This is a genomic window from Bradyrhizobium monzae (assembly GCF_021458635.1).
Classification (GTDB): Bacteria; Pseudomonadota; Alphaproteobacteria; order Rhizobiales; family Xanthobacteraceae; genus Bradyrhizobium.
Map to the genome: position 1 here is coordinate 61,090 of NZ_JAIRDQ010000014.1, position 14,328 is coordinate 75,417.

Here is a 14,328-nt window from a genome sequence, read left to right on the forward strand (position 1 = left end):
GGTCCGAGCGTTAAAGCCGCCAACCCCCACCGGTCCCGATTCCAACCCCGTTTGCGCGCAATGTAATCGACGATCAACAGTGACGCGAAGACCATCACAGAAAACAGAAGATACCCCATCACGGCCTCCTGCTTTGTCAGGCACTGGGTAAGCTAATGCTTAGCGGGTAAGCTTCGCAAGGGAGAGCTGCCCGAACTAATTAGGACACCTCAAGATTCAACTTCACGACTTACACCCGGCCAGACGTACCGCAGATCACGGCCTGCGCGGCGGCATGCGCGAGAAGCAGCCCTGTGCTTCTCGCGCGATACAACCGTTCATTTCACAGGCGGCAGACCAGCCACGGCGGCGTCCGAAGGATTGTTAAGGCACTTCGGATGACCAAAGCCACCTGCGCTATGTCCGACGCCGCCCTGTCCGTTGGGCGCCTGTCCCGTACCGCCGGTGCCGTCAGCGTTCGCGGTGATGTCGAAGATGATGTTGTCGGGATGGGCCGCATCCGCCACGCCCTTGACGCCTTGAAGTTGATCGAGCCCCAGGGCATTTCGGACCCGCCAAGCCACCATGTGATCGGTGCAGGAGGTGTCGCCGCTGACGCCCACCCCGCCGACCTTGGCTCCGTTACGGTAGAGCGCGAGGCCGCCGCCGAACACGTTTACGCCTCCGATACGCTGCCCGACCATCGGATCATTCGGCGTGCCAAATGATGAACCGCTGGACGGGCCCGGGTTGAAGTTTGCTGTGGTGATACCGTTTCCGGAAAACGGTGGACGGTTGCCGTAGGCAGCTGCCGTATCGACTGGGTTGCTATGCTGCAATCCGTAGAGGCTGCCACCTGGCTGTACGGCGGTGAACAGGTTGGCGGTCGACAAAGCAAGCCCAGTTGGAAACAGGCTGCCGGGAGGTGTGGCGTTGTGACCAACACTGAAATCATTTGCAGTGTTTGCTTTTTGCGCGGAAATCACGCGGCTTCCGAGCCACTGCGAGGTGCCCTGACCGCCCGAGAACGCGACAGCACAGACGGTGCCGTCATTGGCGACCAATGTGCCCCACATGTGGAAGCCAAGGCCGCCGTTCGCACCGGCCGCCGGCGTGATGGCGCTGACAAGCGCCGAACGAAGTTGTGAAAAGTCCGGCAGAGCGGAGCAATCCGCAAAGGCCGGCGCAGTCACCATTGTCACGAGAGCGCTGATCGAACATGAAAGGATTTGTCGCTTGACGTTCACTGTGCTGCTCCTCTGGTGCGATGGGTGAATGATTAGGGATGGCGCAGCCCCATCGTGCCTGCGCTACTCCGAGAGATGCGGTGCTTTTCCAGGGATCCCCATCGAAGACAATTTATCCGGGGCCGCGCAATCAATTGAAAGTACGATGTATGTGAGACGACGAACACTTGTCGCTCGTCGATCGCCTCGTCTCTTCCGCTGGCACGTAAGGGACAGGGACAGTGACCCAACGATTCGGAGCGTCCAATTGTTAGGTCTGGGTTATCGTGAAGAAGTTCACTGGAGATACTTCACCAAGTTCGAAACGGGTCAAAATTGACGGTCGGAGTGCGGCGCGATATGGCCAGCTAAGGGCCACAGGCGAGCATAGATGCTCGCCTGCGTCAGCGATGTGTGCATTCAAGGCTTGTAAACAGGCAGGTCGCCCATCCACAGAGGCGATGAGTGCTCGCGGGACAATGATTCTACTTAGACGACGGTTTGTCGTAGAGCGGCTTATCCTTGTCGACAATGTGCACCGTCAGGAGCTTTGAGGTCTTATCGCCGATGACCTTGAAAGCGCCGTGCGGTACGTCTCGGACATTCATGGAAGCGAGACCGGCTGGAAAAGGCACTTGCTTGCCGTCTGGAAGCTCGATGATGGCCCCTTCCAATACGTAGAATGACTCCTCTCCATGATGTATGTGTAGCGTTGAGGTGTCGCCGGGTTTAATCTCGGAAATACTCGTGATGACTTCCATATTTGTGCCGGTCAAATCGGCTCGCTTTAGCTCCTTCCGAAATGGCGAGTCTTGAGCGCTTGCCGCGAACGTGAAAACTGAGGCGAGCAGGATTCCGAGCAACAACCTCATTAGTATCCTCCCCATTTGCAAAAAATTTGCGCTTCGCAGACGTCCGATTAGGCTGCCGAATGGCGCACACCTCAAGGCTTATCTGTTTTGCGATGCACCAATCGTGCTAGGTTTTCCTCCGGCAGGGTCGATCCGGCAGGCCCACTTAGGCCAGACGGCACTTTGGGACAGAGTCGGCTATCGGCCTGCAATCGAACCGACGATCCCGCGGACGTGGCTGATAAGCTCGATGGCTTTGCCGTCAAGGTGACGCGCGACAACCGCTCGACTACCTCCCAGTGTCATGGTTGTATAACGCCGTCGCCAAAACCTTTTGGGGAGTAGAATGGGAAGCACTCGCTTACTGACATTCCTATTATTGGCATTCACCATTTCTTCAACTGCCGCCTTAGCTGATTGCCCTACCGGCGTTGTGCAAAAAACACTTCAGATGATGAGTGCAAAAGGCCGCCACATTCAGCCCTCCCAAGTGGAATGCAAAAAAAATGGCATGAAGGGCCAAAACGTCATGTTGATTTCCGTTGGCAACGACCTAGTTGGCTCATGTTTTGGCCAAAAATCTTCAGGCGGTCCGCCAAAGCGAACGTGCAGCTGGCAACCGTAGCCGAGATCTGACCAAGCGCTGCCAACGAGCTGAGCAAAAGAAAACCCGCCGACCGGGGAGCCGGCGGGAAGTTTTTTAGACGTAGATTGCGATCCGGACAGACCGCTCTTCTTTTTGGCACGTAGGCCCGCCAGCGTGAACAGGCGCGCGCCGTCGTTCACCGCCTGAACGGATTGGTGAGATCAGCTTTGTCGCCCGCAAGCAAAACTCGGTCAGGATGGACTCGGGACGGGGCCCAGGGCGAGGCGGCCCCGGGGTGCGTCGATGCGCTGGTCGGCCGCGCAGGTCTGGATGAGGCAGCGGTCGCCGCGATGTTAACTGACGATCCAGCTCCGCACCTTGCGATGGCTGAGACGACTATAAATGAGGTCTTGTCGCTTGCCCCTCAGCACGCATTGGCGCATTTGCGATTGGGCGTCGTTCAAGTTCTTACGAACCGCATGCCCCAGGGTATTGCTGAATGCGAACGGGCGCTGGCTTTGGATCGCAATTTGGCTCATGCTCACGCTTAGATCGGTCTCGCCAAGGTATACATCGGCCGTGCAGCGGAGACCGAAGCGGCCATGCAGGAGGCTCTTCGGCTGTCTCCTCGCGATACCCGTTCGTATATTTGGCTGATGATTGTCGGAATGGCCAAGTTTCACCTTGGCGCATACGGAGAAGCGGTAGGTTGGTTGCGCCGTAGCATTGAAGCCAATCGAAATCATCCGTTAGCTCATTCTTGGCTGGCCGCAGTGTTGGCACGCCTCGGTGCGATTGAGGAGGCTAGCCTCATCGCCCTGGATGAGTTCGCCCGCCATCTCGATCAGATCGGGTGCGCTCGGGCCTCTAGACGACTTTCTAAATTCCGCTGAAAGGGCCTGTTGCAGGCAAAGTAAAGCCCCGGCTATGCGGGCGAACGTAGTCATCGGCTATCCATTTACGTATGCTTACCGCGTATTCGCCGGGTGACCGGGCGCGTCGCAATATCTTGGTTTGTAGCCCCCGCCCCGACGCCATTACACGCCAAACCCTGCCTGATAAATTTAAGAGTGCCGTCGGGTTTGTGCGCCTGCAAGCCCCACTTTCGCGGGTCCCCAAAAACAACCCATGGGCGTCCGCGATGACATATCAGAATGAGAAATGCGTCAGGCACGCGCATGGCCACGGTCGGCAAGTGACCCGAGCGCCACCGATGGCCGCGGGCAAAGAGCTACCACTGCAGGAGGAACAAATCTGCGACGATTACCTGAAGAGCTGTTGGCAACGGTTGGTCAAGCAAGCGGACCCGCTGAGGACCAAGCATTAGCAGGTTGTCACGGTAGCTATATGGTAGCTAAGGCAGCTTTCGGATTTCGTTGATTAGCCATAACTGCTTGATTTCGTTGGTACAGTTGGGTGGGCTCGAACCACCGACCTCCTGTTCCACAGACAGGCGCTCTAACCAACTGAGCTACAACTGCATCCTTGCGAGCCGCCCGGGGGCGCCTTGAACAGGCCGGTCACCGAGGGGGCTGGACGGGGCGGAAACTAGGTGCAACGGCCTCCTTTGGCAAGGCCGCAAAACCCCGAAATCGCCGACTGAAGCAACGTAATTTACAGAACAAAACCCGGGCCTCGCGGCCCGGGTTTCGCGAACTCGATCGATCCGCCTAATCCGCTCAGGCGGCCGGGTAGAACCTCGAGGCGGAGGCCTTGATCGGCTCGGCGGTCGCGCTGGCGGCGCGCTGGGCGATCTCGGCCAGCTCCTTGGCCTGGGCCTGGAAGGTCTCGAGCTGGGTCTTGGCGTGGCCGGTCCAGAGCTGGAAGGCATCGGTCGGCGACTTCACGCCGAGCAGCTCCTGGGTGAAGTCCAGATGGGCCGTGGAGTTGGCCTTGGCGAATTCCATCAGCTTGGCGGTGTACTCGTTCGCGCCCTTCTGGGCGGAAGCGAACACGGCCTCGATGGTGCCGTTGTGGGTCTCGGCGGCGTCCTTGAACTTGGCGTAGTTCTCGCGGGCCTGCGAAACGCCCTTTTCGGCGAACGCGCGCACCTGCTCGGGAACCTCGAACGGAATGATCGAGGCAGAAAACGGATCAGTCGCACCTGTCATGGTTGGTCCCTCACGATAATGAAAAAATGGAGTGAGCCTTCTGGCGCGCCCGCCGACCCAACCGGGGGCCATTTCTTCTTGACGATTGGCGGGTACGAAAGACTGGAAAACGCAGAACAAACGAGATGGCTCGTCCAGCGCCCAGTAGTATCGCTGCCTAACATGTCAACATTGTGCACCGCAATGTGATCCGGGGGTGCGGCACAAAATTTAATCTCGGCGAGGGTGAGGTTCCCGGGGTGGGGAACCGGGGGTTGAGGGTGCGACGCACGCCCTATCCGTTCCCTCCCCCTTGTGGGGGAGGGCAGGGAGGGGGGTGCCGCACGGGGATTCTGTCCGTCGAGCGCCCGGTGCATCATCGACAGCCGGCACTTTTGCTGGACTACCCCTCTCCGTAGCCCTCCCCCACAAGGGGGGAGGGAACGCACCGGTGTTGGGGCGCGATGACTCAATCCAATAGGGCTTCAATGCTTCCGCCTGATCGCGTCCATCGCGGCGGCGCTGACGATCTCGCCCTAAATCCTGCGGATGCGCGCCTGCTGCGGCTTGCGGGTTCTGCCGGATTAAGGTTATCGCGGCTTTAGGGCTTCCTCTGTAGACCGGGGCCGTGGACCTGCCCGTGGCCGCGGGCGATACTAACCCTTTCTTAAGGCTGCCATTCCCGGCAGCCCTGACCTGACGCGTGACAGAGAGACTTAAAGCCGGTCGGATGACGAATTCGGATTTCCAGTTGCGAGGCGTCGGCGATCCGCGGTTGTCCGTGCATGCGACTTCGCCGCTGCCGGCCTGGCTCTGGTCGCCCGACGGCGCGCGCGTGCTGTGGGCCAATGCGGTCGGCGCGAGGTTTTTTGGCGCGGCCAATGCGGCGGCGCTCGCGAACAGGACGTTCGGACCGGCCGACACCCATCGCCGCCAGGTCACCCGGCTCGCGCGCCAGCTGCCGGCGAACGGCGCTGTCAGGTTAGAGCGACTGCGCGGCTTCGGCGCCCGGCTCGGCACGCTGATGACCTGTGCCTGTGCGCGGCTGGATTTTGCCGACGGCAGTCATGGCGTGCTCGTCACCGCGATGGATGCGGGCATGCGCACCATGCCGCTGGTCGAGCGCCTGCATCGGCTCGTCGACGGCGCTGCCGTGCCGATGGCGGCGTTCGCGCCCGACGGCATGTTCGCCGGCGCCAGCGAAGCCGCGCGCTCCCTGCTCGGCTTTCGCGATCTCACCGAGGCCGGGCTCGAACAGGCGCGCAACGATGCGCTCAGCGAAGGCCGCGTCGAGATGCCGATCGGCATCGGCAAGATGGTGCTGCAACGGGTCGGCGCCGGGGCCGATGTCGGCCTCGTGGCGCTGATCGAGCCTGCGGTGGCGCAAGCCGCGCCGGTGGCCGAGAGCGCGCCGGAGGTGGTGCCTGACATGGTGTCGGCCCCTGCCCCCGACGCGCCGGTCGAGCCCGTATCAGAAGCTGTCGAGACACTGCCGGCGAACGAGCCCGCTGCGGGAATCGACCTGTTCGACGCCTTTGCCGATCTGGACGAAACGCCCGAGACGGCCGCGACGATCACGCCCGAACCGCCCGCGCAAACACCGGTTGAAAACCCGCTCCTAGCCATCGTGCCGCCGCAAGCCGCGCCGATCACGACCGCCATGGTCGAGACGCTTGGACATGCGGAGCCGCAGTCCGGACACGCGGAGACGCGGTCCGGACATGCGGAGACGCAGTCTGGACACGCGGAGACGCGGTCTGGACACGCAGAGATGCGGTCTGGACATGCTGAGACACCGCACCAGCATCCGCTGCGTTTCCTGTGGCAGATGGATGCGGAGGGGCGCTTTGTGCTGGCGTCCGGCGAGTTCATCCGCCTGATGGGCGCGCACACGGCCTCCCTCTTCGGCCGGCCCTGGCGCGAGATCGCCGAGGAATTTGCGCTCGACCCTGACGGGCGCGTCGCGCAGGCCCTCGCAAGTCACGACACCTGGGCCGGCATCACCGTGAACTGGCCGGCCGACGGCGGCGAGCATCTCGCGGTCGAGCTGGCAGGCCTGCCGGTCTACGACAGCGCGCGCAACTTTGCCGGCTTCAAGGGTTTTGGCGTCTGCCGCGATCTCGACGGTCTCAACCGGCTCGATGCGCTCAGGCGATACGAGCTGTTTGCCGAGCCGCGCACCGCGCAGCGCCTGTCGGCCGATGTGGTCGAGCCTAATGCCGAACCGGAGGCCAAGCCGGCGGCAGAGGTGCCTCCGGTCGAGGCTCCGCCGGTCGAGCCGCCGCCTGAGCCTGAACCGCCGCCTGCAACCAGGCCTGAACCGCCCGCACTCTTCATCGAAGCGAATTCACACCCAACCGATTTGGAAACGCCCGTGGAAACGCCTCCCAATGTCGTGCCGTTCCGAGCACCCGGCGATCTCAGGTCGCCCAGCGATCAGAGATCACAGAGTGATCAGAGATCGCCGAATGATCAGAGATCGCCGACGCTGACGCCGGTCGAGAACAGCGCGTTCAACGAGCTCGCGCGGCAATTGTCCGAGCGGCTCGAACGCGAGCGCGAGACGATCGCCTCCGCCGCAAGCGAGCCGCCGGCGGAAGAGATCACGCCCGAGCCCTTGATGCCGGAGCAGCCTCTGATATCAGACCCTGGGATATCAGACCCTGGGGCGCCGCCGGCCGCGGCCGAATGGCTGACCGAGCCCGCGCCGCCCGCGCAAGGCCACAGCGCGCGCGACCGCGCGCTGCTCGATCTGGTGCCGACGGGCATGCTGATCTACCGGCTCGATCGCCTGCTCTACGCCAACCCCGCCTTCCTCACGCGTATGGGCTATGCCAGCCTTGCTGCACTCGAAAATGCCGGCGGGCTCGATGCGCTCTATGTCGAGCCCGGCGTCTCCGCCGCGAGCAGCACCTCGCAAGCCGGTACACCGGTCACGATCAGCGCTGCGGTCGCCAATGGCGAGCAGCCGCTGGTGACGACGGAAGCGCATCTGCACACGATCGACTGGGACGGCGCCAGCGCGCACGCGCTGATCTGCGCGCTGCCGCAGGCCGCGCCTGTCGTCGTGGCGCCTTCGATGGCGGAGCCGGTGGTGGTGATCCCCGATCTGCCGGAGCCTGAAGCCGAGTTGGGGGCGGAGATCTACGCCGGCGATGCCGAAGCGGAAGATCTCGCCGCGATCCTCGACACCACGGCCGAGGGCATCGTGATGTTCGATGCCGAAGGCAACATCCACGCTTGCAACCGCAGCGCCGAAGCGCTGTTCGGCTATGACGGCGAGACGCTGATGCAGCAGAATCTGCTGACGCTGTTCGCGCCCGAGAGCCAGCAGATCGTGGTCGACTATCTCGAAAGCGTGAAGAGCGAGGACATCGCGAGCCTGCTCGATCACGGCCGCGAGGTGCTGGGCCGCGAGAAGAAGGGCGGCGTGCTGCCGCTCGCCATGATCATGGGCCGCACCCGGCCCGACGGCCCGAACTTCTTCGCCGTGTTCCGCGACCTCTCGCATGCGAAGAAGGGCGAGAGCGAGCTGACGCAGGCGCGACGCCTGGTCGACGGCGCCGCCAATGCCAAGGCGGACATGCTGGCGCGGATCAGCCACGAGATCCGCACGCCGCTCAACGCCATCATCGGCTTCGCCGAGGTGATGATCTCCGAACGCTTCGGGTCGCTCGGCAACGAACGCTACGGCGAATACATGAAGGACATCCGCGCTTCCGGCGAGCGCGTGATCACCATCATCGACGATCTGCTGGAGCTGTCGCGGATCGAGACCGGCAAGCTCGATCTGACTTTCGCGAATCTCAATCTCAACGACCTCGTCGAAGCCTGTGTCACCGTGATGCAGCCGCAGGCCAACCGCGAGCGCATCATCATCCGCACCTCGCTTGCGCATGCGCTGCCGCAGGTTGCGGCCGATGCGCGCGCGCTGCGGCAGGTCACGATGAATCTGATCTCGAACTCGATCCGGCTTGCCAGCGCCGGCGGCCAGGTCATCGTCTCGACCGCGCTGAACGATCGTGGCCAGATCGCGCTGCGTATCCGCGACACCGGCCAGGGGCTGACCGAAAAGGAAGTCGCAGCCGCGATGGAGCCGTTCCGCACGCCGCCCCCGGGCGACGCCGCGGACAATTCCGCGCTGAGCCTGTCGCTGACGAAAGCGCTGGTCGAAGCCAACCGCGCCCAGTTCAACATCAAGAGCGCGGGCAGTTCGGGCACGCTGATCGAGGTGACCTTCGCGCCGGTGGTGGCGCGGGCGTAAGGCGGCGCCGTCATTGCGAGCGCAGCGAAGCAATCCAGAAGCTTTCCGCAGCGGCAGTCTGGATTGCTTCGCCGCGCTCGCAATGACGAGGAAGTCGTAAACAAAAAGGGCACGGCTTGCGCCGTGCCCTTTTGCGTTCATACGGTCTGGATCAGCTGTAGATCTCGAACAGGCCGGCCCCGCCCTGGCCGCCGCCGATGCACATGGTGACGACGCCCCACTTGGCCTTGCGGCGGGCGCCTTCCTGCAGCAGATGGCCGGTGAGACGGGCGCCGGTCATGCCGAAGGGATGGCCGATCGCGATCGAGCCGCCGTTGACGTTGTACTTGTCGGGATCGATGCCGAGCTTGTCGCGCGAATAGAGGCACTGGCTGGCGAAGGCCTCGTTGAGCTCCCAGAGATCGATGTCGTCGATCTTCAGGCCGTGACGCTTCAACAGTTTCGGCACGGCAAAGATCGGCCCGATGCCCATCTCGTCCGGCTCACAGCCTGCGGCAGCCCAGGCGACGAAGCGGCCGAGCGGCTTGAGGCCGCGCTTCTCGGCGTCCTTGGCTTCCATCAGCACCACGGCGGCGGCGCCGTCGGAGAGCTGGCTGGCGTTGCCGGCGGTGACGAACTTGCCCGGGCCCCTCACCGGCTCCAGCTTGGCAAGGCCTTCCAGCGTGGTCTCGGGACGATTGCACTCATCGCGGTCGACGACGTAGTCGACGATCGACTCGGCCTTGGTCGCCTTGTCCACCACCTTCATCTTCGTCTTCATCGGGACGATTTCGTCCTTGAACTTGTTGGCCTGCTGGGCCGCCGCCATGCGGCGCTGCGATTCCAGTGAGTATTCGTCCTGGTATTCGCGGCTGAGCTTGTAGCGCTCGGCGACGATGTCGGCGGTGTCGATCATCGCCATGAAGATGTCGGGCGCGGTCTTGAGCAGCTCCGGATCGATCGACTCCTTCGGCGTGCCGCCGCCCGGCATCGAGATGCTCTCGACGCCACCGGCGACGATGCAGTCGGCTCCGTCGGAGCGGATCGAGTTGGCGGCCATCGCGATGGTCTGAAGCCCCGAGGAGCAGAAGCGGTTCACCGAGACGCCGCCGGTCGATTTCGGCATGCCGGCGAGCAGCGCGGCCTGACGGCCGATATTCGGCGCGCCATGGGCGCAATTGCCGAGATAGCAATCCTCGACATAATCCTTGTCGACGCCGGCGCGGTCGACCGCGTGATGGATGGCGTGCGCCGCGAGCGACATCGGCGGCGTGATGTTGAACCCGCCACGGCCGGATTTTGCGAGGCCCGTGCGCGCGTAGGAAACGATGACGGCTTCACGCATTGTTTTCTCCCTTTCAGACATTGGTACGGAGGCGTCCTGGTCGCCATTGGTACACAAAGTTTGGCGATGGCGGGAGACATAAAGCGCCGCGCTGCATCAACAAAAACGCCGCCCTCGCGAGGAGGGCGGCGTTGTTCCGCACGTCGGAATATATGATGGCCGTCATTCCGCGAGGCGCGCGCCCTGCGGATGCCTCAGAACGTCAGCGCCTTGACCTGCTTGACCTGCGGCAGCGCCTGCACCTTGGCGAGCAGGTCGGCCGGCACCGCACCGTCGACCTCGATCAGCGCGATGGCATCGCTGCCGGGCGCGACGCGGCCGAGATGGAAGGTGGCGATGTTGATCTTGGCATCGCCGAGCAGGCTTGCGAACTGGCCGATGAAGCCCGGCTTGTCCTCGTTGGTGATGTAGATCATCGACTTGCCGAACTCGGCGTCGACGCGGATGCCCTTGACGTCAACCAATCGCGGCTTGCCGTCATGGTACACGGTGCCGGAGACCGAGCGCTCCTGGCGCTCCGTCGCCACCGTGACGGTGATCAGGCTCTCATAGTCGCTCTGGGCGGCGCGGACGATCTCGTCCACCACCATGCCGCGCTCCTTGGCGACGACGGGCGCGGACACCACGTTGACCTCGCCCAGCATCGGCCGCAGCAGGCCCGACAGCACCGCCGAGGTGATCGCCTTGATCTTCATCTCGGCGACGTGGCCCTCATAGGTGATCTCGACCTTGAGGATGCCGGACTCAGTCAGCTGGCCGGCGAACGAGCCGAGCTTCTCGGCGAGCGCGATGAACGGCTTCAGCTTCGGCGCTTCTTCGGCGGTGATCGAGGGGAAGTTGACGGCGTTCGAGATCGCGCCGGTGAGCAGGTAGTCCGACATCTGCTCGGCGACCTGCAACGCGACGTTCTCCTGCGCTTCCGTGGTGGAGGCGCCGAGATGCGGCGTGCAGATCACGTTGGGATGGCCGAACAGCACGTTCGTGCTGGCGGGCTCCTCGACGAAGACGTCGAAGGCGGCGCCGGCAATGTGCTTGGAGTTGAGCGCATCGACCACCGCCTGCTCGTCGACCAGACCGCCGCGGGCGCAGTTGATCAGCCGCACGCCCTTTTTCATCTTGGCGATCGCGGCCGCGTCGATGATGTTCTTCGTCTTCTCGGTCAGCGGCGTGTGCAGCGTGATGAAGTCGGCGCGCTTCAAGAGATCATCGAGCTCGACCTTCTCGACGCCGATGTCCCTGGCGCGCTCCGGCGACAGGAACGGGTCGAACGCGACCACCTTCATGCGCAGGCCGAGCGCGCGGTCGGCGACGATCGAGCCGATATTGCCGCAGCCGACCACGCCGAGCACCTTGCCGGTGATCTCGACGCCCATGAAGCGGTTCTTCTCCCACTTGCCGGCCTGGGTCGAGGCGTCGGCCTGCGGGATCTCGCGGGCGAGCGCCAGCATCAGGGTGATGGCGTGCTCGGCGGTCGTGATCGAATTGCCGAACGGCGTATTCATCACGATGATGCCCTTGGCGGTCGCAGCCGGAATCTCGACATTGTCGACCCCGATCCCGGCGCGGCCGATCACCTTGAGGTTGGTGGCCTTCTCCAGGATCTTGGCGGTCGCTTTGGTCGCGGAACGGATCGCGAGGCCGTCGTAATTGCCGATGATCTCGGCGAGCTTGTCCTTGTCCTTGCCGAGGTTGGGCTGGAAGTCGACCTCGACGCCGCGATCCCTGAAGATCTGCACGGCAGCAGGCGAGAGCGCGTCGGAAATGAGAACTTTGGGCTTGGTCATGGGAATGATCCTCTACCTTCCCTGATGGAAGGGCGGCGTTCGACCGGAACAGGTTGACGTCTCGGAGCAATTTCTCACCCTCTCCCCGTCAAAACGGAGAGAGGCGAAAAGACGACTAAGCCGCCTTGGCGAGTTGCGACTTGGTCTCGGCAAAAGCCCAGTCGATCCACTGCGTCAGCAGTTCGACGTCCTTGGCCTCGACGGTGGCGCCGCACCAGATGCGCAAGCCTGCCGGCGCATCGCGGTAATACGCGAAGTCGTAGCCGGCGCCTTCCTTCTCGACCAGCGCCACCAGCTTCTTGGAGAACTCGGCCTGCGCGTCGTCCGAGAGCGAGGTGATCGCAGGATCGGTGAACCTCAGGCACACCGAGGTGTTGGAGCGGATCGCGGCGTCCTTGGCCAGGAAGTCGATCCAGGGCGTCTTCGCCTTCCAGTCGGCCAGCACCTTGGTGTTGGCGTCGGCGCGCGCGATCAGCGCCTTGAGGCCACCGATCGACTTCGCCCAGTTCAGCGCGTCGAGATAGTCCTCGACGCAGAGCATCGACGGTGTGTTGATGGTCTCGCCGACGAAGATGCCTTCGTTGATCTTGCCGCCCTTGGTCATGCGGAAGATCTTCGGCAGCGGCCAGGCCGGCTTGTAGGTCTCGAGCCGCTCCACCGCGCGGGGCGACAGGATCAGCATGCCGTGCGCGGCTTCGCCGCCGAGCGCCTTCTGCCAGGAGAAGGTCACGACATCGAGCTTGGCCCAGTCGAGAGCTTGCGCAAACGCGGCCGAGGTCGCGTCGCAAATGGTCAGGCCTTCGCGGGTCGCGCTGATCCAGTCGGCGTTCGGCACGCGCACGCCGGAGGTGGTGCCGTTCCAGGTGAAGACGACGTCGCTCTTGGGATCGACCTTCGCAAGGTCGGGAATTTCACCATAAGCCGCGTTCAGCTTGGTGACGTCCTTGAGCTTCAACTCCTTGACGATGTCGCTGACCCAGCCCTCGCCGAAGGATTCCCAGGCGAGCGTGGTGACGGGCCGCGCACCGAGCAGCGACCACAGCGCCATCTCGACCGCGCCTGTATCGGACGCAGGCACGATGCCGATGCGATAATCGGCCGGCACCTCGAGCACTTCGCGCGTCAGATCGATCGCGAGCTTGAGCTTGGTCTTGCCGACCTTCGCGCGATGCGAACGGCCCAGCGCTGCGTCCTTGAGATTTTGGGCGTTCCAGCCGGGGCGCTTGGCGCAGGGGCCGGAGGAGAAATGCGGCACGTTCGGCCGCGAAGCGGGCTTCGCTACAGTCATGATCTACCCTTCCAGATAGTAAGCCTCCCGTTGGGGGGAGGTGTCCCGCCGCGGCTGATACGGGAATCGGGCAGACCAGTCAAGGAAGTTCCGGCGTCTCACGCTGGAGTGATGGCTCCTCCGGCACGAGATCGGGGGATGCAACCGGGGCGAGCGCGTTCAGCAAGTCCGTGGCCTCGCTGATCAATTGCGCGGCTTTACGGCGGCTGCCGACTTTCAAAATGCATTTGTCATTGGCCTGCACAACGTAATCGTTGCCGACCTTGATCATCGAATAGCTTGTCATTGAAATCCCCGAACCGACCGAGCCCGGTGTCCTGACGCTGCGTAGCACCCTTCGTTCCGCAATCAACGTGAACGACGAACGGGTAGTTTATCAGCTCTTAATATGAACGAACGCGCGATCGGATTGTGCAGCTTGTGCAACGGTCGCAGGACGCTGCATCAAAAGCGGACAGTCATGCCGGCGTGGCTCAAGGAAAATCCAAGACGCTTGTAGAAGCGCTGCGCATCGACACGGCTCGAATGCGTCAGCAATTCGACCAGGTTGCAGCCGCGCGCTTTGGCTTCCGCGATTGCCCATTGCACCAACTGCTCACCGATGCCGCGGCTGCGACAGTCGGAAGCAACCCGCACGTCTTCGAGCAGGCCGCGAATGCCGCCCTGCGAGCTGATGCCTGCCAGCACAGCGAGTTGCAGACAGCCGACCACCCTGCCCTCGCTCTCGGCAACCACGAGCGTGAGATTGGAATCGCGCTCGACCCGCTCGAACGCCTGATAGTAGACGGCGGGAAGCGGATCCTCGACGCGCTCGCGGGCGCGGCCGAGATGATCGTCGGCGAGCATGGCCACGATCGCAGGAACGTCCTCGCGGCGCGCGGGACGGATCGAGACGGACTTATCGTTCATCCAGAAAACTCCAAGACTCCGTGCAAG

At 63.1% G+C, this 14,328-nt stretch carries 10 protein-coding genes and 1 tRNA gene; 1 reads left to right on the top strand and 10 read right to left on the bottom strand.

What is annotated here, in order from left to right:
- Positions 1 to 317: 317 nt before the first annotated feature.
- From K3F49_RS34615 to K3F49_RS34635, 5 genes are all read right to left on the bottom strand, one after another.
- A complete protein-coding gene (locus tag K3F49_RS34615) occupies positions 318 to 1,226 on the bottom strand; it encodes a heme-binding protein (protein WP_234685339.1) in 909 nt (302 codons plus the stop codon).
- Between the two features lie 464 nt (positions 1,227 to 1,690).
- A complete protein-coding gene (locus tag K3F49_RS34620; protein ID WP_234685340.1) occupies positions 1,691 to 2,077 on the bottom strand; it encodes a cupin domain-containing protein in 387 nt (128 codons plus the stop codon).
- Between the two features lie 918 nt (positions 2,078 to 2,995).
- Positions 2,996 to 3,388: a hypothetical protein gene (locus tag K3F49_RS39760; RefSeq protein WP_234685341.1), complete on the bottom strand. Its 393-nt coding sequence runs from the start codon at positions 3,386 to 3,388 to the stop codon at positions 2,996 to 2,998.
- 658 nt (positions 3,389 to 4,046) lie between these two features.
- Positions 4,047 to 4,123 (bottom strand) — tRNA-His (locus K3F49_RS34630).
- A gap of 198 nt (positions 4,124 to 4,321) precedes the next feature.
- The gene (locus K3F49_RS34635) at positions 4,322 to 4,753 is read right to left on the bottom strand and encodes a phasin (protein WP_234685342.1); all 432 of its coding nucleotides are present in this window, start codon (positions 4,751 to 4,753) and stop codon (positions 4,322 to 4,324) included.
- Between the two features lie 709 nt (positions 4,754 to 5,462).
- Between K3F49_RS34635 and K3F49_RS34640 the strand changes: the two genes are divergently transcribed.
- Complete coding sequence (locus K3F49_RS34640; RefSeq protein WP_234685343.1) at positions 5,463 to 8,996, top strand: PAS domain-containing sensor histidine kinase; 3,534 nt, start codon at positions 5,463 to 5,465, stop codon at positions 8,994 to 8,996.
- Positions 8,997 to 9,147: 151 nt separating this feature from the next.
- On the opposite strand, the gene K3F49_RS34645 is transcribed toward K3F49_RS34640, so the two are convergent.
- The 5 genes from K3F49_RS34645 to K3F49_RS34665 form a co-directional block, all read right to left on the bottom strand.
- On the bottom strand, positions 9,148 to 10,320 hold the full coding sequence (locus K3F49_RS34645) for a thiolase family protein (RefSeq protein ID WP_234685344.1): 1,173 nt from the start codon (positions 10,318 to 10,320) through the stop codon (positions 9,148 to 9,150).
- A 194-nt stretch (positions 10,321 to 10,514) separates the two neighbouring features.
- Entirely contained in the window at positions 10,515 to 12,104 is a 1,590-nt protein-coding gene (gene serA / locus K3F49_RS34650) for a phosphoglycerate dehydrogenase (protein ID WP_234685345.1), read from the bottom strand.
- A gap of 115 nt (positions 12,105 to 12,219) precedes the next feature.
- Positions 12,220 to 13,392: a phosphoserine transaminase gene (locus tag K3F49_RS34655; RefSeq protein WP_234685346.1), complete on the bottom strand. Its 1,173-nt coding sequence runs from the start codon at positions 13,390 to 13,392 to the stop codon at positions 12,220 to 12,222.
- Between the two features lie 79 nt (positions 13,393 to 13,471).
- The gene (locus tag K3F49_RS34660) at positions 13,472 to 13,663 is read right to left on the bottom strand and encodes a hypothetical protein (protein WP_234685347.1); all 192 of its coding nucleotides are present in this window, start codon (positions 13,661 to 13,663) and stop codon (positions 13,472 to 13,474) included.
- Positions 13,664 to 13,836: 173 nt separating this feature from the next.
- Positions 13,837 to 14,301, bottom strand: coding sequence for a GNAT family N-acetyltransferase (locus K3F49_RS34665; RefSeq protein ID WP_234685348.1), 465 nt, complete (start codon positions 14,299 to 14,301; stop codon positions 13,837 to 13,839).
- Between the last annotated feature and the right edge of the window lie 27 nt (positions 14,302 to 14,328).